A 24077-nucleotide genomic window follows, 5' to 3' on the forward strand; every position below is an offset into this window, starting at 1 on the left:
GAACCCTGTGCAGGTTGACAGGAGCAAATCAAGAGCGACCGGAGGTAAGCCGTTATTCAACAAGGTTTCTTAATAAGCCCTCCGCATCGCCTCCACCTCGCACACGCCACCCCGCCGACTCCTCCCTGAAATGGTCACGTTCGTCGACCACCGGCGGCGCAGGGAGAGTTGACGTGGGATCAGCGATGCGGGCGGGGTGGAGTTCGAGGAGTACGCGGACGAGCTGCGGCCGCGTCCGCGGTGGCGGACGCGGCGAGGCAGCGAGGCGGCGAGGCGGCGAGGGGCGGGCATGACCTCGCCGGGGGCGGGTAGTCGCGCCCCCGGACGGGCGAGCCCGCGTCCGCCGAGCAGCGGGCGCCCGTCAGGTGAAGGAGGAGGTGCTCGCCCCTGCCGGCGGGAACGCCCGGATACGGGAGAGACACCGGATACCGGAGAGACATCGGGGTAGCCGGATCACATGGACACGGACACCACGACCGAGACCACGCCGCTGCGTGCCGTCGCGCTGGTCTGCACCCTCTCGCCGTCGCCGAAGCGGTCGAGCTCTCAGCTGCTGGCCGAGCAGACCATGGCCGCCCTCGCCGATCACGGCGTCACCGGAACGGTGATCCGGATCGCCGACCACGACGTCAGACCGGGCGTCGAGGTCGACATGGGAGACGGTGACGCCTGGCCGGAGATCCGCGACACGATCCTCCGCTGCGACATCCTGGTCCTCTCCACACCCATCTGGCTCGGCCACCCCTCCAGCCACGCCCAACGAGTCCTGGAACGCCTCGACGCCGAACTGGGCGAGAGCGACGACGAAGGGCGCATGCTCACCTACGGGAAGGCCGCGGCCGTGTGCGTCGTCGGCAACGAGGACGGCGCCCACCACGTCAGCGCCGAACTCTTCCAGGGCCTCAACGACGTCGGGTTCTCCCTCGCCCCCAACGCCGTCACCTACTGGGTCGGCGAAGCCATGCGGGGCACCGACTACCAGGACCTCGACGAGACCCCCGAGAAGACCGCCGCGACGACCAGGACCCTCGCCGCGAACACCGCGCACCTCGCGCGCCGCCTCAAGGCCGCCCCCTACCCGCCCTCGTCCTGACCGGCACCCCGGCCGACCGAGCCGGAAGGAGAGAACGATGTCCTCACGCGAGCAGTCCCAGCCGACCGATCCGGCGGAGCCGTACCCCCGGCCGCCGTTTCCCGAGCAGGACCAGGACCACCCCGGTTCGACGGAGGCGATGGACCCCCGCCCCGACCACGGGGAGGACACCTACCGGGGGCACGCCCTGCTGCACGACCGCAGGGCGCTGGTCACCGGCGGGGACTCCGGGATCGGCCGGGCCGTCTGCCTCGCCTTCGCACGCGAAGGGGCCGACGTCGTCTTCACCCACCTCGCGGAGGAGGCGGAGGAGGCCGAGCAGACCTCCCGGCTCGTCCGCGAGGCCGGCCGCACGGCGGTGGCCGTCGCCTGCGACATCCGGCACGAAGGCGAGTGCACCGCCCTCGTCGACAGGGCGGCGGGCGAACTGGGCGGCATCGACGTACTCGTCAACAACGCCGCCTACCAGATGGCGCAGCCGGACGGGATCGAGGCGATCAGCACCGAGCAGTTCGACCGGGTGATGAAGACCAACCTGTACGGGATGTTCTGGCTCACCAAGGCCGCGCTGCCCCACATGCCGCGCGGGGCCTCCGTGATCAACACCACGTCCGTGCAGGGGTACCAGCCCAGCCCGCCGCTGCTCGACTACGCCATGACCAAGGCCGCGATCGTCTCCTTCACCCACAGCCTGGCCCAGATGCTGGCCGAGCGCGGAATCCGGGTCAACGCCGTGGCCCCCGGACCGGTCTGGACGCCGCTGATCCCCGCGACGATGCCCGATCCGACGACGTTCGGCGAGCAGTCGTTGTGGGGACGGCCCGCGCAACCGGCCGAAATGGCACCGGCGTACGTCTTCCTCGCCTCCGACCCGGCCTCGTACATCACCGGCGAGATCGTCAACGCCACCGGCGGAACCCCCCTGCCATGACCCCGGACGAGGCCCTGCGCCGCATCGCCTTCCTCCTCGAATGGCGCGGGGCCTCCCCCTACCGGGTACGGGCCTTCCACACGGCGGCCGAGGCCGCCCGCGACCTGCCCCCGGGCCCCGTGGACGCCGAGCGGGTGCGCGGGCTGCGCGGGGTGGGACCGGTCACCGCCGAGGTGATCGCGCAGGCGTCGACCGGCTCCGTGCCCCGCTACCTGGCCCGCCTGCAGGCCGAGGCCGGCCCGGACGCCGAGGCCGGGTGGGCCCTCGCGGCCGCGAGCACCGGGGACTGCCACCTGCACTCCGACTGGTCGGACGGCGGGAGCCCGCTCGAGGACATGGCCGCGGCGGCCCGCGCGCTGGGCCACCAGTGGGCCGTTCTGACCGACCACTCGCCGCGGCTGACGATCGCGCACGGGCTGAGCCCGGACCGGCTCAGAAGCCAACTGCGGGCCGTGGCCGCCCTGAACGCCGAACGGGGCGACGGCTTCCGGCTGTTGACCGGCATCGAGTGCGACATCCTCGAGGACGGCTCGCTCGACCAGGACGAGGACCTGCTCGGCCGGCTCGACATCGTCGTGGCGTCCGTGCACTCCAAGCTCCGCTCGGAACCCGGACCGATGACCGCCCGTCTGCTCGCCGCGGTGCGCGATCCGCACGTCGACGTGCTGGGCCACTGCACGGGACGGCTCATCACCGGCCGGGGGCGGCCGCAGTCCCGCTTCGACGCCGAGGCCGTGTTCACCGCCTGCGCGGAGGCCGGCACCGCGGTGGAGATCAACTGCCGGCCGGAGCGCCGCGACCCGCCGGACGACCTGCTGCTCCAGGCCGCCGCCGCGGGATGCCGGTTCGCCGTGGACACCGACGCCCACGCCCCCGACCAGCTGCGCTGGCAGAGCTCGGGCTACGCCCGGGCGGCCCGGATCGGACTCGGAGCCGACCGGCTGATCACGACCTGGCCGCTCGAACGGCTGCTGGCCGACAGGAGCGGCTGAGCGTGCGCGGCTCGACGGGCGTCGGCGTGCGCTCCGCTCACTCGTCCGCGTCGAAGGAACGCATCAGGGCGTCCACGACGTCCACGGGGCTGTCGCGGCTCCGGTGGGCGGCGCGCTGGCGTTCGGCGCCGTTGCCGAGGGCGCGCAGGCGGGCCCAGCCGGCGGTGACCGTCTCCAGGTCGCCGTGGTGCAGGAGGGCGGGGCGTAGCTCTTCCAGCATCCGTTCGACGAGCGTGACGGCCGGCCGGAGGCGCCGGGTCCGCAGGTCCACGGCGTCTCCGGTCAGACCGTCGCGGGCGGCGCGCCAGCACGCGGTCCGCAGGAGGCCCGAGGGCGGGCGGCAGGCGGTCCTGCCCGCCTCGATGTCCGCGAGGGCGGTGGCGACGAGGGCCCTGGTGACCACGGCGAGCAGCACGGTGTCGGCGACGGTGGGTGCGGCGTCGAAGGCCCGGATCTCCAGGGTGGGCACGTGGTGGGAGGGGCGGATGTCCCAGTAGAGTCCGCCGCGGTCCATGATGGTGCCGGTCTCCGTGAGGTCTTCGACGAGTGCGTCGAAGTGCGCCCTCGACGCGAAGTGCGGCGGTGGTCCGGCTGCCGGCCAGCGGGCCCAGGCCAGGGTGCGCCAGCTCGCGTATCCGGTGTCCCGCCCCTGCCAGTACGGCGAGTTGGCGGCGAGCGCGATCAACTGCGGCAGCCGGCCGCGCAGATGGTTGCTGACCTGCAGGGCCAGGTCCACGTCGGGGATGCCGACATGCACGTGGCAGGCGCAGATGGTCTGTTCGTCGTCCAGGGCGCCGAACATGGCCACGCTGCGGGCGTACCGGAGGCCGTCGGTCACCGCGAGGGGATGGGGCTGCGGCAGGACGGGGGTGCCGCTGGAGACGACCCCGAGGCCGTACCGGGCGGCGGCGCGCACGACGGCCCGCCGCATGGTGCGCACCTGCTCCGCGAACGCGGCCAGACTGGTGTGCGGGTCGGTGCGCGCCTCGACCTGGTAGCCGGTGATCTCCGTGGTGACCCGCTCGCCCAGTTCGGCGGCCGCTGCGGACACCACCTTGGGGGCCTCCGGTCTCAGCTCCCGGGTGACCGGGTCGACCAGCAGGTACTCCTCCTCGGCCCCCACGGTCAGGGGCCGTCTGCGCCGGCCCGCCGCGGGGACGCCGTGGCCGGTGGCCGAACCGGCTCCTTCCGGTGCCGCGGGTGTCTGCCCTTCACTGGTCACGGTCATCATCCTGTCACCGACGGCGATGCCCAAACCTCTGCCGGGAAGTGACGTGCGCGAGCGGACGCAGATCCTGGTCCCCGGTGGCGGCCCCGGCGGACCCGGTCGCATCGCGGGGGGACGTGTGCTGTGCTGGAAGCAGCCGTAGGAAGACACCCCGATGCGCCGCAGCCGGATTCCCGCCTTCGCACCCGCCCGGCCGACCGCCCCGACCGGAGCCGGCGGAGGGTTGCGGTCCACGCGGAGTCTCGCGGCCGCCTGGGGCGTCGTCGTCCTGATCACGGTGCCCGCCTGGGTGCTGACCGTCGGTCAGGCCCGGGACATGGGCGTCGAGCCGGGCACCATGGGGATGGCGCTGCCGCTGTTCCTGCTGCTCTGGGTGATCATGATGGCGGCCATGATGCTGCCGTCCATGGCGCCGGTGGCCCTCTCCTGGGTACGCGGGATCGGCCGCCGGTCCTCCGGCTGGGTGCGTACCGCCCGCACCGCCGAGTTCGTGGCCGGATACCTGCTGGTGTGGACCGCCTTCGGGCTGCTCGTCTACGCGGCCCTGGCCCTCACCGGCGACCTGGTGGACGACCACCCCACCGCCGGACGCTGGATCGGTGCGGTGGCCTTCCTGCTCGCCGGCCTGTACCAGCTCGGTCCCCTCAAGAACGTCTGCCTGCGGCACTGCCGCGACCCGCTGAGCCATCTGGTGCGGTACGCCGGTTTCCGGGGGCCGGCCCGCGATCTGCGGGTGGGCCTCCACCACGGTGTGTACTGCGTCGGTTGCTGTGCGGGGCTGATGGTCGTCTTCGTGCCGCTGGGCGTGATGAACGTGGCGGCGATGGCGGGACTGGCCCTGGTGGTCTTCGTGGAGAAGCTGTGGTCCCGGGGCGTCCTCCTCAGCGGCGTGGTGGGCGTCGCCTTCCTCGTCCTGGCCGTACTGGCACCCTTCCAGGACTGGATGCTGCCGGGGCTCGAGGGCTCGATGCCGCCCATGGACGACATGTGACGCCCCACGGACGCGGCCCCCGGTTCCCTCGCCGGGACATGAGGTGCAAGCTGGAAGGGAGACCGTCCCCCCGATCCCGGGAACGGGCTCGGGACACGCGGTCTCGCCACTCCGAGTGAGCTCCTCGGAGCTCGGCTGGAGGCAGCGAGATGACACAGCAGGCCACCGACGGCACGCGCTGGCATCTGGCCGGCGACTGGTTCGACGTGTGCAAATGCGCCATTCCCTGCCCGTGCACGTTCGCCCAGCCCCCCACCTACGGCGACTGCGAGGGCGTCCTGGTCTGGCACATCCGGGAGGGCCACTTCGGCGACGTACGGCTCGACGACCTCAACGTCCTGATGCTCGGCTCCTTCGAGGGCAACCCGTGGGCGGGCACCCACACCGAGCCGTTCGCCGCGGTCTTCCTGGACGAGCGGGCCGACGAACGGCAGCGGGCCGCGCTCGGGGCCGTGTTCGGCGGTGAGGCGGGCGGCTGGCCGGCGGAGTTCGGGGCGATGTTCCACCCCGAGATGCGCGGCATGGACGTGGCTCCGATCCACGTGGAGGTCGACGAGGACCTGGCCACGTGGCGAGCCGAGATCCCGGGCCGCGTCACGGCGGCCGCCGAGGCGCTGACCGGCCCGACCACCCCGGACGGCGCTCGCGTGCAGGTCCTCAACGCGCCGGGGGCCGAGGTGGGCCCGGGCCAGGTCGCCACCTGGGGGCGGGCCACCGTCGACCGTGCCGACGCGTTCGGCTTCTCCTGGGAGCGCACCGGGAAGTCGAGCAAGTACTTCCCCTTCGACTGGAGCGGCCCCGACTGAGCGGCCCCGACCGACCGGCCCGGCCCCGGCGGACCGGCCCGGCCGCCCGGGCCGGTCCGCGGGCACGACGCCCGCGGACCGGCTCGGGGGTGGGGGTCAGGACGGGTCGCCGTACTGGAGGCCGCGTCCGTTGGTGCCGATGTACACCCGGCCGAAGGTGTCGGGGTCGCCGGTGACGACCCCGACACCGCCGATGCTGCCCCACTGGTGGGCGTCGTCGTTGACCCGGAGCCAGGTGGCGCCCTTGTCGGTGGAGCGGAAGACGCCGGTGACGTCCTTGACCGTGCCGATCAGGTACAGGGCCTGGTAGGAGGCGCCGGGTGCGGCCTTGCCGAAGCCGAGGGCGGACGCCGACTTCACCGTGGCGACCTTGGTGAAGGTCCGGCCGCCGTCGGTGGAGTGCAGCAGCCCCTGGCCGCCGCCGGCGATCCACAGGTGCCCCGCGACGCCGGGGACGGCCGTGAGCCGGCCGTCGGCGGGGAGGCCGGTCGCCCGGGCGGCGAAGGTCGCCCCGCCGTCGGTGCTGGCGTGGAGCGTGCCGCCGGACAGTGAGTAGAACGTCCTGGCCGAGGAGCGGTCGGCGACGACGACGGCGCCGGTACCCAGGCCGCGGACCTTCGACCAGCTCGATCCCTTGTCGGTCGAGCGGTACGGAGCCTGGCCGGCCTGGGTCCAGACGAGGGTGGAGCCGTCCGCGGCGAGCGCGATCCGGCCGTCCCGGGCGTCGGCCACCGGCTCCGACCCGAAGCCCTTCCAGTTGATGCCGCCGTCGGTCGAGTAGGCGCCGTCCTGGGCGCCGCCCCGGCCGACCCGGACCATCATCGACGGCTTGGACTGGGCGAAGTCGATGTCGGTGCTGTTGGTCATGGTCGGGTTGGCGAGCCGCCCCGCGGGCACCTTGGTCAGGGAGTCGTGGCGGAAGCCGCCCTGGTCGCCCATGGCGGTGACGACGGTGGCGCCGCCGGGCGGGGCGATCGCGTCCATCAGCGCGGTCTCCTCCAGGCCCCGGGCCCCCACGGTCCAGTGGCTGGTGCCGCCGCTGTCGGTGGCGGTGGCGTCCTTGCTGCGCCAGATGCCGTTGCCGGTGCCGTACAGCACGTGTCCGGAGGCGAAGGGGTCGATGGCCAGGGCGGTCATCCAGTGGCCGGTGTGGGTGCCGACGTAGGGGGCGGCGGCGGCGTCCCGTACCGACCTTTCCGACAACGCCTTCCAGGTGGTGCCACCGTCGGTGGAGCGGTAGATCTCGTCCTCGGGCCACCAGCGGTCGAGGGTGGTGACCATCACCGTGGAGGGCTTGCGCGGGTCGACGGCCAGGCCGGAGAAGCCGTAGCCGCCCCGGGAGGGGGAGACGTCCTTCCACGCCCCGCTCTTCGGCGTGTGCTTCCACACGGAGCCCGCCGTCACGCCGTTGGGTCCCAGGGCGTCGGTGTACGTCAGGTACAGCGAGCCGTCACCGGAGACCACGCCGTGCTGCGGCAGTTGGCCCTTGGGCTGCCCGGGGACGGCCTGCCAGGTGGCGCCGCCGTCGGTGGAGCGGTACAGGGAGGTGGACTTGTCGGCGACGCCCACGTAGATCGTCCTGCTGCCGGCCGGGCCGTAGGTCACGAAGGAGACGCCGGCGCCGCTGCCCGCCCCGTCCTTGACGGGGAACGAGGAGACCTGCCGCCATGTCGCACCGCTGTCGGTGCTGCGCCACAGGCCGTTCTTGCGGGTCCCCAGCAGCAGGGTGCGGTTGTCCGAGGGGTCGATCACGAGCCGTTCGCCCGCCCCGCGGCCGTCCTCGTTGCCGCCCAGCTTGAAGGGGAGGTCCGTGCGCCGGAAGGTGCGGCCCCGGTCGGTGGAGCGCAGGATCGCGCCGTTCCCGGCCCACTCGTTGGTGTACGTGCCCGCCGCGAGGTAGAGCCGGTCGGGCGCGACCGGGTCGGTGGCCAGCGCGTCGATGCCCAGCAGGTTCCAGTCCTTCTCGCCGAGCCCGTCGGTCAGCGGGATCCACTGCTCGGCCGCCGGGTCCCAGCGGTAGGCGCCGCCCATGTCCGTACGCGCGTACAGCAGGCCCTTCTCCCGCGGGTTGAACACCAGTCCGGTGACGTAACCGCCGCCGACCACCTGGGCGTTCTTCCACACATAGGGTCCGGTCGCGGCCGCCTGGGGGGCGGTCACCTTCACCAGCCTCCACTGCTGGTTGGCGGTGCCCCGGCCGGGATACTGGATCACCGCCGCGCCCTGGGCCGTGGAACCACCGGAGACGTCCAGCACCAGGCCGCTCCTGCGGGAGGTGAAGGTGACGGCGCCGGAACCGCTCACGTCGTCGATCCGCCACTCCTGGGCGGTGGAGGAGCTGTCGCTCTGCTGCTCGGCGGCGGCCGACCGGGCGGTCGATCCGCCGGCTATGCCCAGCACCTTGCCGCTGTTGCGGTTCACGAGCTCGTAGTAGCCGTTGCCGGTGGACCGCAGTCGCCACTGCTGGTTGGCGGTGTTCTGGTCGGTCCACTGCTGGACGCGGGTGCCGTCGGCGGTGGAGAAGGAGCTGACGTCCAGCACCTTGCCGCTGCGCACGGAGACCAGCCGGTAGTAGGCGTTGCCGTCGACCGTCGCGGCCTGCGAGTCGTCCTGCGTCAGCAGCAGGTACGGCACGACGGCGGCGGGGGCTCCGATCAGCAGGGCGGTCGCGCTCCAGCGACGGCGGTGCCGGCCGCGGCGCCCGCCGTTCGTGGGGTTGTTCATGGGGGGTGTTCTCCTTGTGGAACCGTGGATCAGGGGAGGTCAGCGCTGCAGGGTGAGGAGGGCCGGCCGGTACGGCAGCCGGTCGTAGGGGCCGCCCGCGGTCGGGGACTTGCCCTGGTAGAGGAACTGCAGCTTGCAGGGGTCGATGGTCATGGTCTGGTCGGGGTCGCTGCGGACCAGGTCGCCGTGGCTGATGTCGTCGGTCCAGGTGGCACCGCTGTTGGCCTTGCCGGCGAAGGGGTTGCTCTCCGTCGCGGCCTGGGGCGTCCAGGTGCCGTTCAGGCTGGTGGCCGTGAACGAGCGGAAGTAGCGCCGCTCGTTCGCGCCCCGCGCCTCGACGATCATGAGGTACTGCTGCCGGCCCTTGACCTTGTAGACCTGCGGCGCCTCGAAGAGGTTCTTCACGGTGTCGCTCATGACCGTCGTGTACGTGGCGCCGAAGCTGCCGGGGAAGTTCCCGATCGGCATGCTCGCCCGGTAGATCCTGCCGTTGTCACCGGCGAAGAACAGGTACATGTTCGTGTCGTCGGCGATCAGGGTCGGGTCGATCGGGCCGGTGCCGGAGTCGGTGCGGGGGATGCTGCCGGTGAACAGCGGCCGAGGCGCGGACCAGCCGTTCGGGTCGGTGGGGTCGCTGGACGTGCGGTAGCTGAAGGGTGAGGCACCCCACTGGTAGGCCAGCACCCAGATCTTCTTCGGCGCGAAGTAGAACAGGGTGGGCGCCACCGCGTTCTGGCTCATCCGGGTCTGGCCGACCGCTGTCATGTCCGACCAGTTCGTGAAGGGGCGGAACGCCATCGAGCCGTACGAGGTTCCCGTCGCGGTCGACGCGTAGACGAGGTGCTTGCCGTCGTGCGTCACGTGCGTGAAGTCCTTCAGCGCGGCCCAGCCCTGCGACGGCTGCGCGAGGGGGCCCGTGGAACTCCACCTGTACGTCGACGGAAGCGCGCACGTGTCGCCGCCCGTCCCGGACGGGGCGGTCCACTTCTGGTTGCCGACGGACGCACAGGTGTACAGCTGGAGCGTGGTGCCGTTCGCGGTGGCCGCGCCGACGGCGTCGAGGCAGCGGCCGGACTGGACGCCGGTGATCGTGCCGTCGGTGCGGACGGTCCACTGCTGGTTGGCGCCGCCGTTGCACTCCCAGACGACCACCGGGGTGCCGTTGGCGGTGCCCTTGCCCTTGGCGTCCAGGCACTTGTTCCCGTGGACCTTCAGCTGCTTGGCGGCGGTGTGGGTCCAGCGCTGGCCGGCCTGTCCCCCGCAGTCCCACAGGCGCGCGCGGGTGCCGTCGGCGACGGGGGCGGAGCCGGGGACGTCGAGGCAGCGGCCGGAGGCCACCCCCTTGATCTCGCCGCCGCCTTCCGTCGGCCTGGCCGGAGTGGTGCCGGAGCCGAGGGCCTTCATCACCGCGCCGTACGCGGGCTTGGGCCTGCCACCACTGTCGAACAACAGCGGGCTCTCGTCGCTGCGCCACGAGTCGCTGTCGCGGACGCCCCACACGGTGATGCCGGTGCACCGGGCCACGGACAGACAGGCGCCGACCGCGTTCGCGTAGTGGGTGGGTGACGCCTGGGCGATGTCCAGCTCGGTGATCTGGACGTCGACGCCGAGGGCGGCGAAGGCGTCCAGGGTGGTCCGGAAGCTCGCCGGCGGGCCGCTCGTCCCGAAGTGGCTCTGGAACCCGACGCAATCGATGGGCACGCCACGGGACTTGAAGTCCTTGACCATGCGGTGGACGCCCTGGGTCTTGGCGTCCGACCAGTTCTCGATGTTGTAGTCGTTGTAGCAGAGCTTGGCCGCGGGGTCGGCCGCGCGGGCGGTGCGGAACGCCTCCTCGATGAAGCCGTCGCCCAGCACCTCCTGGAAGACCGAGCCGCGGAGCCGGCCGCTGCCGCCGTCGGCGAACGCCTCGTTCACCACGTCCCAGGCGTAGATCTTGCCCTTGTAGTGGCTCATCTGGGTGGTGATGTGGTGGTTCATGACGCTGCGGAGCGTCTTCGCGTCGCGGAGGGAGCGGACCCAGGAGGGGAGCTGCGAGTGCCAGACCGTGGTGTGGCCGCGTACGCGCTGGCCGCGCGCCAGGGCGCGGTCGACGATGCGGTCGGCGGGGCCGAAGTCGAAACGGCCGCGGGACGGCTCGACGGCGTCCCACTTCATCTCGTTCTCCGGGGTGATCATGGTGAACTCGCGGTCCGAGATCGCGGTGTACGCCGAGTCGCCGAGCCTGCCGGCGGCCACGGCCGTGCCGAAGTACCGGCCCGAGGGCGCCGCCTGCGTGCCCAGGCCCGCCGCTCCGGCGGAACCGGGAAGGAACGTCACGACCCCGGCCACCACCGCCGCGGCCGACAGTCCGACCGTCAGCGTGCGGCGGCGCCGGCTGAGACGGTGCAGCGCGCGCCGCCGTCTCCGCGTACCGGTCGCCCGGGGTTCGTGGGTGTGTCGCGTCATGGGAGAGCTTTCTTCAGGGGATGCGTCAGCGGGGGCGAAGGTCACCCCTGAAGTGGAGGCTGCCGGGCACACGGCCGCGTAACAGAAAATCCGCGCCGTCCGGAAAAAATCTTCGGTGCCGCGTCTCGCGGGCGGACGGCGTCAGCCGGGAGCGGTGCTCAGGCCCAGGCTCCGCGCACGAGGAAGGACGCCTGGCCGGCGAAGGTCCGGGTGCCGTCGGAGCCGTCGAGCCAGATGCCGCCGTCACGATGGCGGAGGACCGTGTCGGGGTAGTTGTGCGCGTGCAGGGTCACCGACCCCGCGGCGGCGCCGGGGCGCGGGCAGAACGTCGCGTCCTCGCGGAACAGTGCGCTGCCGTCGTCGGCGCTCAGCCGCAGCCGGAGGTAGTGGTGGCGGAGATACCGCCCGTCCGCGGCGCGGAAGGTGACGCATCGGGCGTCGGCCAGCCCCTCGACGACGGTGAGGGTGCCCCGCTGCCGGTCCTGCGGGCCGCTGGTGGCGGAGACCGGGCCGAGCGTCGCGTGGTCGCCGGCGTAGGTGACGAACAGGCCGGGTCGGTCCACGGACTCCAGCGACCGCGCGCCCAGCGGGACGGTGCCGGTGGCCGCGGACGGAGCGGCCGGGGACGGCGCGGTCGGCGGGGTGGTGGCCGGCGGGGCGGTGGGCGACGGGGTGGCCGTGGCGGTGCCGGCGGTGGGAGCGGCGGTGACGGCGGGGGGCCTGGGCGCGGACTCCGGCCAGGTGGCGTAGGTGGCGGTCCCGGCGACGAGCACCGCGCCGGCGACGAGGCCGACCAGCGGGTGTGCGGTCACCGCCGCGTGGAGTTTGCCGATCAGTACGCCGTGCGGAGCGGCGCTTCCCGCCGCCGTGCCGACGGTCGCGGCGACGGGTGCCGCGGCCAGCCCGGCGGCGCTCGCGGCGGTGCCCGACAGCAGTCCCTTGGCGATGAGCGCGGAGACCAGTGCGGCGGGGACGGTCAGCGTGGTGAGGCTGAGGGGCAGCAGTTCGGCCGGAACGCGTTCCGCCGTCGACCCCGTGCAGACGGGACAGTCACGGGTGTGCCGCGCCAGCCGCTTGCGCCACACCGACGCGTGGTGGCCGTCCCAGCCGACGACGGCCTCGTCGAGCTGCCGACAGCGCGGGTCGGCCTCCAGCGCGGCGACGATCGTCCGGCACAGTTCCAGCTGCTCGCGCATCCGCTGCAGGCGCACTCCGACGTGGGCGACCGAGAGCCCCGTCGCGGCGGCGATGTCGTCGCGGCTCAGCAGACCGGCGCACTCCTGCCACCAGAGGGACAGCAGCAGCCGGTGGTCCGGGTCGAGCCACCGGCCGGCCTCGACGACCCGGCGGCGCTCGTCCGAGACGTGCAGCCGCAGGATCGCCGCGTCCACGGGTTCGGCTCCGGGGTCCGGTATCCGGCCCGCCTCGTCGAGGGCCGTGGTCCGGTCGGCGAGGGCGAGCCTCCGGTGCAGGTGGCTGTTGATCTGGCGGAGCGTGATCGACACGAGCCAGGACCGGAAGCTCTCCGGGGTGCGCACGGCGGGCAGGTCGCGGACCACGCGCAGCAGGGTCTCCTGCACGACGTCGTCGACGTCGGCGTGCCCGCTCAGCGCCCTGCCGACGATGTTGTAGACCAGCGGCAGGTAGGCGGCGATCAGCTCCTCGCGTGCCCGGTCGTCACCGGCCTGCGCCGCGACGACCAGTCCCGCGTGATGCACGGCGATGGTCCCCATTCCTGCCTTCTTCGGGATGCGATCCGCCCGGTACGGCTGCGTACCGCGGCGCCCGCAAAGATATACGGCCGAGACCGGTGGCCACCGCGACCCCTCCGGCTGAGGGGGTACGGTGGCCGCCGAGTGCTCGTCCGGCGTCGTCAGCGCTGCTGCGTCAGCAGGCCCGGCCGGTACGGCCACTGGCCGTAGTCGCCGCCGGAGTTGGGGTCGCGTCCCTGGTAGAGGAAGCGCAGGTTGCAGGGGTCGACCGTGAAGGTCTGGTCGGCGCTGGTGCGGATCAGTTCGCCGTGGCTGATGTCGTTGGTCCAGGTGGCGCCGCTGTTGGCCCTGCCGGCGAAGGGGTTGCTCTCCGTCGCGGCCTGGGGCGTCCAGGTGCCGTTCAGGCTGGTGGCCGTGAACGAGCGGAAGTAGCGCTGCTCGGTCGCGCCCCGCGCCTCGACGATCATGAGGTACTGGTTCTGGTCCTTGAGCTTGTAGACCTGCGGCGCCTCGAAGAGGTTCTTGACGGTGTCGCTCATGACGGTCGTGTAGGAGGAGCCGAAGCTGGCCGGGAAGTTCCCGATCGGCATGCTCGCCCGGTAGATCTTGCCGTTGTCACCGGCGAAGAACAGGTAGATGTTCCGGTCGTCGGCGATGAGGGTCTGGTCGATGGGGCCCGTTCCGGAGTCGGCGATGGTTCCGGAGAAGAGCTCCTGCTCCGCCGACCAGCCGTTCGGGTTGCTGGGGTCGGTCGACGTCCGGTAGGAGAAGGCGGTCCGGCCCCACTGGTAGGCGAGCACCCAGATGTTCTTCGGCGCGAAGTAGAAGAGCGTGGGCGCCACGACGGAGTTCGACATCTCGTTCTGGCCGGTCGTGGCCATCTGCGACCAGTCGGTGAAGGGGGTGAAGTTCATCGAGCGCCAGCCCACTCCCGTCCCCGCGGAGCCGTGCGTGGTCGCGTAGACGAGGTGCTTTCCGTTGTAGGGAGCGACGGTGAAGTCCTTGAGCGAGGCCCATCCGGTCTTGGGCTGCGCCAGCGGGCCCGTGGACGACCAGCGGTACGTCGAGGGAAGGGCGCAGGTGCCGGGGGTGGTGCCGCCGGCGACCTTGACGAGCTGCCACTGCTGGTTGGCGCCGCCCCAGTCGTCGTACTGGACGATGTTCGCGCCGTCGGCGGTGGAGGCGCCCTGGACTTCGAGGGCCTTGCCGCTGTGGCGGGCGATCAGCCTGACGTGGCCGTCGGCGCTGTCGGCGAGCCGCCACTGCTGGTTGGTGCGGTTGAGGTCGGTCCACTGGACGACCGCGCCGCCGTTGGCGGTGGAGCTGTTCTGGACGTCCAGGACCTTGCCGGAGTGGCGGGACTTGACGCGGTAGTAGCCGTCGCCGGAGGCGACGAACTGCCACTGCTGCTGGTTCTGGTCGTTCCTGGACCACTGGGTGATGCGGGCGCCGTCGCCGGTCGCGAGGTTGTAGACGTCCAGGGCCTTGCCGCTGTTGCGGTTGACCAGGACGTACCAGGCGTTGGTGTCGACGGTCGCCGCGGCGGCGGGCGGGGCCGTGAGGAGGCTCGCCCCCAGCAGCAGGGACGACAGGACCGCGAGGACGAGGCTCAGGATCAGGGGTGGACGGCGGAATCTCATCAGGACTGCTCCTTCGGGGGATGGGGGTGAGAGGTGGGTACGGGGTAGGGGTGCAGGTGGCCGCACATGCCGAAGCGCGTGTGCTCGGGGCGCTCCAGTCGCGCCACCGCGCCGTGGTCGAGGTGGGAGAGGTCGCCGGTCCGCAGCGCCGCCAGTTGGCCGCCGGTCGCGAGGGCCGCGGACAGGGGGCCGTCGCGCCAGCGGACCCACCAGGCGTCGAGGAGGTCCCGCTTCAGGCGGTGGGCAGCGGCGTGGAACTCCGGGAGTCCGCCCTCGCGCAGCAGCAGGAAGCCTTCGAGTGCCAGGTCGCGGCGGCGGCGTGCCGCCGCGGCATGGTCGCCGGTCAGGGCGGCCGCCGCCTGGTAGGCGTCGGGATCGGCGAGGACGGGCGCGGGGAAGGTGAAGACGGCGTCGCCGGCCTCGGGGAGCCCGCTGTTCTGCATGAGCACCACGAGGCGCAGGCCGCCGGAGTTGACGAGGCGGTGGATCGTCCCGGGGGTGAACCAGACGACGTCGCCGGGGCGCAGCGGGGTCTCCGCGTAGCCGCTGGTGGTGAGGGTCTGCACGCTGCCCGTGCCCTCGATGACGATGTACGCCTCCGAGCAGGCGAGGTGCATGTGGGGGGTGCCGCCGCAGAGCCCGTCGGCGGCCTCCCAGTCGTACACGGTCAGGCCGGAGACGCCCACGCCGCCGGGGAGCGGTGTCACCACGGGTGCTCCGTGACGTGCCGGGACAGGCGGTCGGGGGTCCACGCGCCGTCGGCGACGACGATCCGGTAGCGGCGCGACAGGGTGTCGCCCGGGGCCAGTGGCAGCTCCTCGTCGAAGGCCAGCGAGGGGTTGACGGCGGGGATGGGTTCGCTGCGGACGAACCAGCGGCCGGGGGCGTCCGGATCGTCCAGGAAGAGGAGCGTGGAGGCGCGGTCGACCTCGTCGTGGGTGCCGGCGAAGGCGAGCCAGTCGCCCTTCTCGCCCATCGCGGGGCCGGTCACCGCGCCGCCGGTGAAGGCGCGCGGGCCGCGCCAGAACAGGCCGGAGTATCCGGCGAGTTCCCGGCCCTGGGTGCCGGGGCTGCCGAAGGTGAGGGTGGTGTCGTGGACGTTGGTGAGCGCGGTGGTGATCTCCAGGGTCCAGCAGTCGGTCTCGACGTCGCGTGCGGTCAGGGTGCGGCGCTCGTCGATCCAGTGCTCCCCCGCCATGGTGTGCCAGGCCAGGTCCTCGGTGATCACGGCGTGTCCGTGGCCGGTCTCGGCGGACACGGTGAGGCTGCGCATCGTGCCGAGGTTCGGCAGGTCGACGTAGCCCCGGCCGCGCAGGTAGGTGCCGCCGCCCCAGAAGTTCTGCCCGGACAGCCAGGACGCCGTGAACTGGATGCCCTTGTGCCAGCGGTGGTCGTGCGGCCGGTAGCCGGTGACGACGTCGCCGGCGAGCGTCCGCACCGGGTGCAGGTAGGGTTTCGGCGCCTCGAAGGGGTCCATGACCGGCCGGTGCACGTAGCGGAAGAGGTCGACGTCGCGGGTGCGGACGGTCAGCGCGTCCTCGTCCCGCAGGAGTTCGAACGTCATCGGAACACCTCCGGGCGTCCTCCGTTGAGCGAGTCGTAGAACGGGTCGGCGGCGTCGATCTCTCCGCGCCGGACCGGCAGGCCGGTGATCGCGGCCTTGTACAGGGCGGTGACCAGTTCCATGGTCGGCCTGCCGAGGTCGGGCCGGATCCCCTTCTCGTAGCCGTCGAGGAAGGCGGCGAGCTGGGCGGTGTGCGAGCTGGGCAGGTCGTCCGGCGGCTCCCACGTCGCGCCGGGGGACCTGGCGGTGAAGGTCCAGTCGGCGTTGGAGTAGCCGTACAGGTGGCGGAGTTCGACCGTGGCGTCGGTGAGGTCGAACCGCAGGTAGCTCTCCTCGCGCGGGGAGAGGACGCTGTTGACGACCGTGGCGACGGCTCCGTTCTCGAAGCGGACCAGGGCGGCGGAGACGTCCTCGGTCTGGACGTCGCGGTCGAGGCGGCCGGCCATCGCCCGGACCTCGGCCCAGGGGCCGAGCACGTCCAGCATCAGGTCCATCTGGTGGATGCCGTGGCCCAGGGTCGGGCCGCCGCCCTCGCTCCGCCAGGTGCCGCGCCAGGGCACCTCGTAGTAGGCGTCGTCGCGGTACCACGCCGTGACGCACTGCGCGACCAGGGGGCGGCCGAGGGCCCCGGCCGCGATCCGCTCGCGCAGATGGCGGGCCCCCGAGCCGTACCGGTGCTGGAAGACCGCGCCGGCGACGGCGGGGCCCTCGGCGGCCTGGATCCGGTCGAGTTCGGCCAGGGACAGGGCCACCGGCTTCTCGCACCACACCCACGCCCCCGACTCCAGGCAGGCCACGGCCTGTTGGGCGTGCAGGTACGGCGGTGTGCAGAGGTGGACGAGGTCGGGGCGCTGCTCCCGGAGCATCGTGTGCAGGTCGGTGTAGACGGCGGGGATGCCGTGCCGGGCCGCGAACTCCTCGGCGCGCAGGGCGTCCACGTCGACGGCCGCCACGATCTCGGCCCGGTGCGCCTGTGCCCGGAGGGCGGGGACGTGGCAGACGCCGGCGATCCCGCCCGTTCCGACGATCGCCGTCCTGATCATCCGCCGAGCACCTTCCGGAGCGCGTGGTAGGCGGGCTTGGGCGCCAGGTTCTCGTCGTAGGGCAGTGCGGCGCCCTCACCGGGGAAGACGGAGGGGATCCACGAGTACTTGTCCGTGTAGTCCCAGATGGTGACGCCGACGCACTTCTCGACCTCCAGGCACGCCTTGACGTAGTCGGCGTACCAGGTGGCCTGGGTGGCGAGCTTCTCGGGGGTGGCCGGGAGCTCCATCCGGATGTCGAGTTCGGTGACCGCGACCTCGACGCCGAGGTCGGCGAAGCGCTGGATGTTCTCCCGGACGCCGGCGGGGAAGCCGTACTGGAGTGCCAGGTGGCCCTGGAGGCCGAAGCCCTCGACCGGGACGCCGTCGGCCTTCAGCTGCTTGATGAGCCTGTAGTAGGCGTCGCTCTTGGCGTTGACGCCGTCGACGTTGTAGTCGTTGAGGTAGAGCTTGGCGTGCGGGTCGGCCTCGTGGGCCCAGCGCAGGGCGTCGGCGATGTAGCCGGGTCCGAGCCTCTTGTAGAAGACCGACTCGCGGTAGGTGCCGTCCTCGTTGAACGCCTCGTTGACGACGTCCCAGTGGATGACCTGGCCCTTGTAGTGCCGGGCCACGGTCTGGATGTGGTTCTTGAGGACGGGGCGCAGTTCCTCGGCGGTCCAGCTGCGCTCGGTGAGCCAGGCGGGGAGCTGGCTGTGCCAGACGAGGGTGTGGCCGCGGACCTTCTGGTGGTGTTCCTTGGCGAAGGCCATGACCTCGTCGCCGGCGGTGAAGTCGAAGACGCCGGGCTCGGGTTCGGTGGCGTACCACTTCATGGCGTTGCCGGGGGTGGTCTGTCCGAACTCGCTGCCGAGGAGCTTCAGGTAGGCGGCGTCGGTGAACTCGGGGTTGTCGGTGGCGGAGCCGAAGTACTTGTGGTGCTTCTTGGCGAGTTCGCCGAGCGTCCTGGGGCGGGGTTCGGCGGTCGCGGGGGTGGCGGCGAGGCCGGCCGCGACGCAGACGGCGGCGGACAGGGCGATGAGGTGCCGGGACAGGGACACGGGTGTCTCCTCGGTCGGGTGACGGTTCAGTCGAGGACGATGGTGGTGAGCGCGCGGGGGGCGAGCGTGGCCGTGAGGGTGGTGCCGTGGACGGAGGCCACGTCGGACGGGGTGATCGAGCGGGTCTCGTCGGTCACGTACGCGTCGGGGTGCCGGTCGTGCCCGCCGCGCAGGGTGAAGGCGGCGGAGGTCTCGGTGGTGCCGGTGTTGAGGATCTCGATGACGCGGCTGCCGTCGGTGTTGCGGAAGGCCGTGATCTTGAGTGCCGGGTCGGCGTGCGTGACCGGTACGCGGACGGCGCCGGGGCGGATGAAGCGACTGAAGGCGGCGAGCGCCCAGTAGCGCTTGGAGACCCGGTAGGCGTCGCCGGGGTTGGCGAGCTGGATGAGTCCCCGGGTGGCCCCGAGGGACGCGCCGGTCCAGTAGACGTAGGCGTTGGCGTTGCCGGTGGTCAGGGTGGTCTGGATGTCGGCGGCGACGGTGAGGCCGTCGTAGCCGCTGCCGTCGTCCCAGTTCTCGTTCCAGGTGGTGCCGTCGGGCGACCATTCCGACATCCACACGCGCTTGTCGGTGGGCTGCGGGACCGTGGTGGGGCCGCTGTAGCGGTGGCCGGTGATGGTCCGTACGGCCCGGTCGGCCGCGGGATCGGCCTCGATGGCCTCGGTGTAGGCGACCTGCCGGTCCCAGCCGGCCGCGTCGCAGCAGACCAGTTCCGTCTTCAGTCCGGAGGCGCGGACGGTCGGCCCGAGCACCTTGAGGAAGTCGACGGCCTGCCGCGGGGTGAAGCGCATCGAGGCGTAGGTGGCCGTCCAGTCGGGTTCGTTGGTGAACCCCAGGTCGGTGATCCGGATGCCTTCCCGCTCGTAGAACTTCGCGTACTGGACGAGGTAGTTCGCATACGCCTGACGCCATTCGGGCTTGAGCTCGCCGCCGTCGTTCTCGCTGCTGTTGGTCTTCATGAAGGCCGGTGCGCTCCAGGCGTCGGCGAAGAACCGTTCGACGCCGTACGCCTTGGCCTCCTTGGCGAGCCAGACCTGGCCGCCGTCCCAGCCGTCCCAGACGTACGTCGGCGGGGCGTCCGGTCCGCCGGGGTCGGTCGGCAGGATCGTCGGCATGTGGTCGTAGACCCGGTCGGTCGAGGAGCCGATGCCGAGGCGCAGGATGGACAGGCCGGCGCCCTTCTCCTTGCTGAGCAGCAGGTCGAGCACCTCGCGCTGCTTGGCGGGGCTGAGTCCGCGCGCGCCGTGCAGCAGGTCGGCCCGCTGGAAGGCCATGGAGAAGCCGAATCCGTCGATGGGCTGGAGTGCGGCGCGGAAGTCGATGCCGGGGCGCGCGGGGGCGGCGGTGTCGGCCGCGGCCTGGGTTGTTAGCGCTAACAATATGACGGCGGTCAGCGCGGTCAGTCGTTTCACGGGGGTCTCCTCGGAAAGGGAGGGCGGGGTGGACGGGTCAGCCCTTGGTGGCGCCCGCGGTGAGGCCGCCGATCAGCTGCCGCTCGGCGACGGCGTAGAAGGCGAGGGCGGGGACCATGGCGAGGACGATGTAGGCGAGGACGAGCGCGTAGTCGGTCGAGTACTGGCCCTGGAACTGCTGGACGCCGACGGGGATCGTCTGCCACTTCGGGTCGTTGAAGACCAGCAGCGGCAGGAAGAAGTTGTTCCAGCTCGCGACGATCGCCAGGACCGAGACCGTGCCCAGGGCCGGCCGTGCCATCGGCAGCAGGATCTTCCAGAAGAAGCGGAGCCTGCCGCAGCCGTCCATGATGGCGGCCTCCTCGATCTCCGCCGGGATGGTCCGGAAGAAGCCGCGCAGGATGATGATCGTCATGGGCAGTCCGAAGGCCGCCTGCGGGAGGATCACGCCGAGCGGGTTGTCGAGCAGACCGAAGGTGCGCAGCATCAGGAAGAGCGGCAGCACGGCGACCGCGAACGGGAACATCAGCCCGATCGTGAACAGTCCGTAGAACAGCTCCCGGCCCCGGAAGGCGTAGCGGGCCAGGACGAACGCCGCCATCGCGGAGGCCGCCACGGTGAAGAACGTGGTGCCGATCGCGATGCCCGCGCTGTTGGCGATCTGCCGCCAGAACATCCCGTCGCCGAGGATGCCGGTGTAGTTGCCGACCTTCCACTGCTCCGGCAGCCCGAAGGGGTTGCTGGTGAGCTCGCCGGTGCTCTTGAACCCGGAGATCACCGCGTAGACCAGCGGGACGACGACGAAGGCGCCGATCAGCCAGATCACGGTGTGCAGCGAGAGTCCGCGTGCCGTCCGGCGGGCGTTCACCGGCCGCCTCCCGAGGTGACGGCCCCGCTCAGGTCACGGCGGAGCACATAGCGCTGGTAGAAGAGGGAGAAGACCAGGCTGATCATGAACAGCACCACGCTGATGGCGCTGGCGTAGCCGACCTGGTACCGCTTGAACCCGAACTGGAACATCGCGATCGCCATCGTCTCGGAGGAGTGGTTGGGCCCGCCCGCGGTCATGACCCAGACGAGGTCGAAGAGCTGGATGGAGCCGATGACCGAGAGGAAGACGCTGATCCGGATCGTCGGGCCGAGCAGCGGCAGCGTCACGTGCCGGAAGCGCTGCCAGGCGCCGGCGCCGTCGATGGAGGCGGCCTCCAGGACCTCCGCCGGGATGCTCTGCAGCCCGGCGAGGAAGAGCATCATGTGGAAGCCGAAGTACTTCCAGATCATGACCACGAAGAGGGTCGGCATGACCGTCGACGGGTCGGCGAGCCACTTGCCCTGCAGGCCCTCCAGGCCCAGGAGGCCGACGAGGTGGTCGGCCATGCCGGCGCCGGGCAGGAAGATCATCGTGAAGAGGACCGCCGTGACGACCTCGGACAGGATGTACGGGGCGAAGAACAGCATCCGGTAGACGGCCCGGCCGCGCAGCCGCTGGTTGAGCAGGACCGCGGTGAACAGCGCGAACGGCAACTGCACGGTGACCGACAGGACGATCAGGTACAGCCCGCGGCCCAGATCGCCGAGGAACACCTGGTCCTCGAAGAGCCTGGTGTAGTTCGCGAAGCCGACGAAGTCGTCCATGGGGCCGATCCCGCCCCACTTGAAGAAGCCGGTGAAGACGGCGACGACGATCGGGGCGAGGACGAAGACGAGGAAGAGGACCAGGGCCGGGACGAGGAACCAGGCGACCGAGGCCCAGTCCCGCCACCCGCGCAGCAGCGACCGGACCGGGGCGGGCGGGCGGCCTGTCGGCCCGGCGTCCTCCGTCCGCTCCTTCGTCAGGGTGGACACGGGACTAGGCACTCTTCGCAGCCTCGGTGATCGACGCGGTGACCTGCTCGGGCGTCTTCTTGCCCGCGATGAGGTCGGCGACGCTGTCGTTGACCTCCTGGCCGACCGCCGGCGGATACGCCTGGTCGAGGAAGAGCTGGAAGCCCGTCGCCTTGACCAGGCTCTCGGCCACCACCTTCTTGTTGGCGTCGGTGAGCTGGCTCTCCGCGCCCTTGACCACCGGCAGGTAGCCGTTGGAGGCCAGCAGCTTGGACTCGTTCTCCAGGACGAAGAACCTCAGGAAGTCCAGTGCCTCCTTCGGGGCTCCCTTGCGCAGCGCGAAGCCGCCGCCCCCGCCGAACACCTCGGTGACCTGGCCGGCGCCGCCGTCGACCGTGGGGAAGGGGAAGAAGCCCAGGTCCGCTCCGAGGTCGGCGCCGGCGTCCTTCTGCACCGACGGCCCCCACTGCCCCATGAGCTCCATGGCGGCCTTGCCGTTGCCCATGGTCGCGGCCTGCCCGCCGGGGGTGGCGTAGCCGGCGCCGAGGAAGGCGGGCTGGAAGGGCTGGAGGTCGACCAGCTCCTTGAGGTGGACGCCGGCCTGGACGAAGCCGGCACCCGTGAAGTCCTTGGTGGTGGCGGCCTGTTGCAGCGCGGGCAGGCCGGCCACGCGCATCGCGAGATAGGCCCAGTAGTAGTGGCCCGGCCACTTCTCCTTGCCCGCGAGGGCGATCGGGGTGATGCCCGCCGCCTTGAGCTTCCTGACGTCGTCGAGGAGTTCGGCCCAGGTGGCCGGCGGGGTCGTGATCCCGGCCTTGGCGAAGAGCTTCTTGTTGTACCAGAAGCCGACCATGCCGATGTCGTAGGGCACTCCGTAGGTCCGGCCCTCGAACTGGTACGCCTGCAGCGAGACCGGGGTGAGCTCGGACGACCAGTCGAGGATGTCGGTGAGGTCCTCGACGAGACCCGCGTCGACCTGCTGCCGCAGCACGCCGCCCCCCCAGGTCTGGAAGACGTCGGGGAGCTTGCCCGACGACGTGGTGGCGGTCAGCTTGGACTTGAACGCCTCGTTCTCCAACGAGGTCGTGTTGATCACGACGTTCGGGTGGGCGGACGTGAACGCCGAGGAGATCTGCGGGAAGAGGGACTTGCCGGGCTCCGTCGTGGCGATGTTCCACCAGGCGAAGGAGACCTTGCCGTCGGCGGCCGGCGAGCCGCCGGATCCCCCGGATCCGCAGGCCGCGGTCAGGGAGGCGGACAGGGCGGTCAAGCCCGAGAGTGCCAGGAAGCTTCGTCGGCTCGGCAGGGTGCTGGCCATGGGACCTCCGGGATGGGAATGCCGGGGCGTGACGCGCCCGAAAATTTTTCGAAATACTCTCGAATTCTGCGCTGCCACAAACTAGGAACGTGAGGCTTATCGGTCAAGACCCCGCGTCAATTTATTTGCGGTCAACGGCTGTTCGCAGGGTTGACAAGCAGGTCGGGGCGCCCGGAAACTCGTCGAAAGTTTGCGATACCTGTCGGCCGAGGCATCCGCGCAGAGGAGATAAGTTGAGCGAGAAGCGCCCGACCCTGGCCGTCATCGCCGCGGCGGCCGGGGTGTCCCAGGCCACCGTGTCCAAGGTGATCAACGGCCGCTCCGACGTCGCACCCTCGACCCGCGAACGGATCGAGGGACTCCTGCACACCCACAACTACCTGCCGCCCGGCCGGCAGGGCAGAGCCCGCAGATCGGGTCTCGTCGACCTGATCATCGGCGGTCTGGACAGCGCGTGGGCGGTGGAGATCCTGCGCGGCGTCGAGGCCGAGTGCGCCCACCGGACCGTCGGCACCGTGGTGTCGCTCGTCCCGCCGGGCGAGGCCACGCCGTCCAGCTGGACCGCGCTGCCGGCCCTGCACCGCAGCGACGGCGTCATCCTCGTCACCGCCTCGGTCACCCAGGCCCAGCGCGCCCAGGTCGAACGGGCCGGGGCGGCGCTGGTCGTCATCGACCCGATCGACATGCCGGGCCACGGCGTGCCGAGCGTCGGGGCGACCAACTGGGCCGGCGGCCTGGCCGCCACCGAACACCTGCTGGAGCTCGGACACCGCCGGATCGCCACGATCGGCGGACGCAAGGAGATGCTCTGCAGCCAGGCCCGCATCGACGGCTACCGGGCCGCCCTGGAGCGGGCCGGGATCGAGGTCGACCGCGAGCTGATCCGGTACGGCGACTTCCAGCACGAGGGCGGATTCCGGTGCGCCCAGGAGCTGCTCGGCCTCCCCGAGCCGCCGACCGCCGTCTTCGCCGGCAGCGACCAGCAGGCGATGGGCGTCTACGAAGCCGCCCGGCAGGCCGGACTGAGCATCCCGCGGGACCTCAGCGTGGTCGGCTTCGACGACCTGCCGATGTGCGACTGGCTCTCTCCGCCGCTGACGACGGTGCGTCAGCCGCTGGAGGAGATGGGCCGGGTCGCCGCCCGCACCCTGTTCCAGCTGCTGGAGGGCCAGCCGCTGGTCAGCCCCCGGATGGAGCTGTCGACCGAACTCAAGGTCCGGCTCTCCACCGCCCCGCCCCGTCCCTAGGAGCACCCCTTGAACGAGCCCTGGAGCGACCCCCACCCGCCCACCTCCGGGCGCGGCTCCACCTCTC

19 protein-coding genes are annotated in these 24077 nt (G+C 71.6%); 6 read left to right on the forward strand and 13 right to left on the reverse strand.

Annotation, left to right across the window (positions count from 1 at the left end; all coding sequences use genetic code 11):
- Positions 1-457 precede the first annotated feature (457 nt).
- The 3 genes from IF73_RS0101405 to IF73_RS0101415 are packed head-to-tail and all read left to right on the forward strand — an operon-like array spanning position 458 to position 3016.
- Positions 458-1093, forward strand: coding sequence for a flavodoxin family protein (locus IF73_RS0101405; protein WP_031002487.1), 636 nt, complete (start codon positions 458-460; stop codon positions 1091-1093).
- A gap of 37 nt (positions 1094-1130) precedes the next feature.
- Positions 1131-2024 carry an SDR family oxidoreductase gene (locus IF73_RS0101410; RefSeq protein WP_031002489.1) on the forward strand — a complete coding sequence of 298 codons (894 nt, stop codon included), beginning with the start codon at positions 1131-1133 and terminating at the stop codon, positions 2022-2024.
- Positions 2021-3016: a PHP domain-containing protein gene (locus IF73_RS0101415; RefSeq protein WP_031002491.1), complete on the forward strand. Its 996-nt coding sequence runs from the start codon at positions 2021-2023 to the stop codon at positions 3014-3016. Before IF73_RS0101410 ends, IF73_RS0101415 begins: the two co-directional genes overlap by 4 nt.
- A 37-nt stretch (positions 3017-3053) precedes the next feature.
- On the opposite strand, the gene IF73_RS0101420 is transcribed toward IF73_RS0101415, so the two are convergent.
- Positions 3054-4238, reverse strand: coding sequence for a carboxylate-amine ligase (locus IF73_RS0101420; protein WP_234338129.1), 1185 nt, complete (start codon positions 4236-4238; stop codon positions 3054-3056).
- Between the two features lie 160 nt (positions 4239-4398).
- Here IF73_RS0101420 and IF73_RS0101425 point away from each other — a divergent pair, with 160 nt between their 5' ends.
- Together IF73_RS0101425 and IF73_RS0101430 are read left to right on the forward strand one after the other, a co-directional pair.
- Positions 4399-5235 (forward strand): DUF2182 domain-containing protein, encoded by an 837-nt coding sequence (locus IF73_RS0101425; protein WP_031002495.1) that lies wholly within the window; start codon positions 4399-4401, stop codon positions 5233-5235.
- Positions 5236-5384: 149 nt separating this feature from the next.
- On the forward strand, positions 5385-6041 hold the full coding sequence (locus IF73_RS0101430; RefSeq protein WP_031002497.1) for a DUF1326 domain-containing protein: 657 nt from the start codon (positions 5385-5387) through the stop codon (positions 6039-6041).
- 96 nt (positions 6042-6137) lie between these two features.
- Here IF73_RS0101430 and IF73_RS0101435 read toward each other — a convergent pair whose 3' ends face one another.
- The 12 genes from IF73_RS0101435 to IF73_RS0101490 all read right to left on the reverse strand — a co-directional run bounded on the left by IF73_RS0101435 (position 6138) and on the right by IF73_RS0101490 (position 22763).
- The gene (locus IF73_RS0101435; protein WP_031002499.1) at positions 6138-8765 is read right to left on the reverse strand and encodes an RICIN domain-containing protein; all 2628 of its coding nucleotides are present in this window, start codon (positions 8763-8765) and stop codon (positions 6138-6140) included.
- Positions 8766-8804: 39 nt separating this feature from the next.
- On the reverse strand, positions 8805-11213 hold the full coding sequence (locus IF73_RS0101440; RefSeq protein ID WP_051716468.1) for a non-reducing end alpha-L-arabinofuranosidase family hydrolase: 2409 nt from the start codon (positions 11211-11213) through the stop codon (positions 8805-8807).
- Positions 11214-11371: 158 nt separating this feature from the next.
- Positions 11372-12946: a sigma-70 family RNA polymerase sigma factor gene (locus IF73_RS0101445; RefSeq protein ID WP_031002502.1), complete on the reverse strand. Its 1575-nt coding sequence runs from the start codon at positions 12944-12946 to the stop codon at positions 11372-11374.
- A 140-nt stretch (positions 12947-13086) separates the two neighbouring features.
- Entirely contained in the window at positions 13087-14565 is a 1479-nt protein-coding gene (locus tag IF73_RS0101450; protein WP_031002504.1) for a non-reducing end alpha-L-arabinofuranosidase family hydrolase, read from the reverse strand.
- Positions 14565-15272, reverse strand: coding sequence for a cupin domain-containing protein (locus tag IF73_RS0101455; protein WP_031002506.1), 708 nt, complete (start codon positions 15270-15272; stop codon positions 14565-14567). The genes IF73_RS0101450 and IF73_RS0101455 overlap by 1 nt, the downstream gene beginning before the upstream one ends.
- Positions 15269-16129: a PmoA family protein gene (locus IF73_RS0101460; protein WP_031002508.1), complete on the reverse strand. Its 861-nt coding sequence runs from the start codon at positions 16127-16129 to the stop codon at positions 15269-15271. The genes IF73_RS0101455 and IF73_RS0101460 overlap by 4 nt, the downstream gene beginning before the upstream one ends.
- Positions 16126-17172 (reverse strand): Gfo/Idh/MocA family protein, encoded by a 1047-nt coding sequence (locus tag IF73_RS0101465; RefSeq protein WP_031002509.1) that lies wholly within the window; start codon positions 17170-17172, stop codon positions 16126-16128. The genes IF73_RS0101460 and IF73_RS0101465 overlap by 4 nt, the downstream gene beginning before the upstream one ends.
- Positions 17169-18209, reverse strand: a complete 1041-nt coding sequence (locus tag IF73_RS0101470) for an endo-1,4-beta-xylanase (protein WP_031002511.1) — start codon at positions 18207-18209, stop codon at positions 17169-17171. The genes IF73_RS0101465 and IF73_RS0101470 overlap by 4 nt, the downstream gene beginning before the upstream one ends.
- 26 nt (positions 18210-18235) lie before the next feature.
- Positions 18236-19621, reverse strand: a complete 1386-nt coding sequence (locus IF73_RS0101475) for a glycoside hydrolase family 30 protein (protein ID WP_031002513.1) — start codon at positions 19619-19621, stop codon at positions 18236-18238.
- 37 nt (positions 19622-19658) lie between these two features.
- Positions 19659-20489 carry a carbohydrate ABC transporter permease gene (locus tag IF73_RS0101480; protein WP_031002515.1) on the reverse strand — a complete coding sequence of 277 codons (831 nt, stop codon included), beginning with the start codon at positions 20487-20489 and terminating at the stop codon, positions 19659-19661.
- Positions 20486-21394, reverse strand: coding sequence for a carbohydrate ABC transporter permease (locus tag IF73_RS0101485; RefSeq protein WP_234338132.1), 909 nt, complete (start codon positions 21392-21394; stop codon positions 20486-20488). The genes IF73_RS0101480 and IF73_RS0101485 overlap by 4 nt, the downstream gene beginning before the upstream one ends.
- A gap of 76 nt (positions 21395-21470) precedes the next feature.
- Entirely contained in the window at positions 21471-22763 is a 1293-nt protein-coding gene (locus tag IF73_RS0101490) for an extracellular solute-binding protein (RefSeq protein WP_031002519.1), read from the reverse strand.
- Between the two features lie 233 nt (positions 22764-22996).
- Here IF73_RS0101490 and IF73_RS0101495 point away from each other — a divergent pair, with 233 nt between their 5' ends.
- Complete coding sequence (locus IF73_RS0101495; RefSeq protein ID WP_031002521.1) at positions 22997-24010, forward strand: LacI family DNA-binding transcriptional regulator; 1014 nt, start codon at positions 22997-22999, stop codon at positions 24008-24010.
- Positions 24011-24077: the final 67 nt, after the last annotated feature.

The organism is Streptomyces sp. NRRL F-5727 (assembly GCF_000719555.1).
Taxonomy (GTDB): Bacteria; Actinomycetota; Actinomycetes; order Streptomycetales; family Streptomycetaceae; genus Streptomyces.

Coding starts and splice junctions, on each gene's coding strand:
- IF73_RS0101425 (WP_031002495.1), top strand. CDS start 4,399: ATGCGCCGCAGCCGGATTCCCGCCTTCGCACCCGCCCGGCCGACCGCC.
- IF73_RS0101445 (WP_031002502.1), bottom strand. CDS start 12,946: ATGGGGACCATCGCCGTGCATCACGCGGGACTGGTCGTCGCGGCGCAG.
- IF73_RS0101460 (WP_031002508.1), bottom strand. CDS start 16,129: ATGACGTTCGAACTCCTGCGGGACGAGGACGCGCTGACCGTCCGCACC.
- IF73_RS0101430 (WP_031002497.1), top strand. CDS start 5,385: ATGACACAGCAGGCCACCGACGGCACGCGCTGGCATCTGGCCGGCGAC.
- IF73_RS0101435 (WP_031002499.1), bottom strand. CDS start 8,765: ATGAACAACCCCACGAACGGCGGGCGCCGCGGCCGGCACCGCCGTCGC.
- IF73_RS0101440 (WP_051716468.1), bottom strand. CDS start 11,213: ATGACGCGACACACCCACGAACCCCGGGCGACCGGTACGCGGAGACGG.
- IF73_RS0101450 (WP_031002504.1), bottom strand. CDS start 14,565: ATGAGATTCCGCCGTCCACCCCTGATCCTGAGCCTCGTCCTCGCGGTC.
- IF73_RS0101405 (WP_031002487.1), top strand. CDS start 458: ATGGACACGGACACCACGACCGAGACCACGCCGCTGCGTGCCGTCGCG.
- IF73_RS0101410 (WP_031002489.1), top strand. CDS start 1,131: ATGTCCTCACGCGAGCAGTCCCAGCCGACCGATCCGGCGGAGCCGTAC.
- IF73_RS0101415 (WP_031002491.1), top strand. CDS start 2,021: ATGACCCCGGACGAGGCCCTGCGCCGCATCGCCTTCCTCCTCGAATGG.
- IF73_RS0101490 (WP_031002519.1), bottom strand. CDS start 22,763: ATGGCCAGCACCCTGCCGAGCCGACGAAGCTTCCTGGCACTCTCGGGC.
- IF73_RS0101465 (WP_031002509.1), bottom strand. CDS start 17,172: ATGATCAGGACGGCGATCGTCGGAACGGGCGGGATCGCCGGCGTCTGC.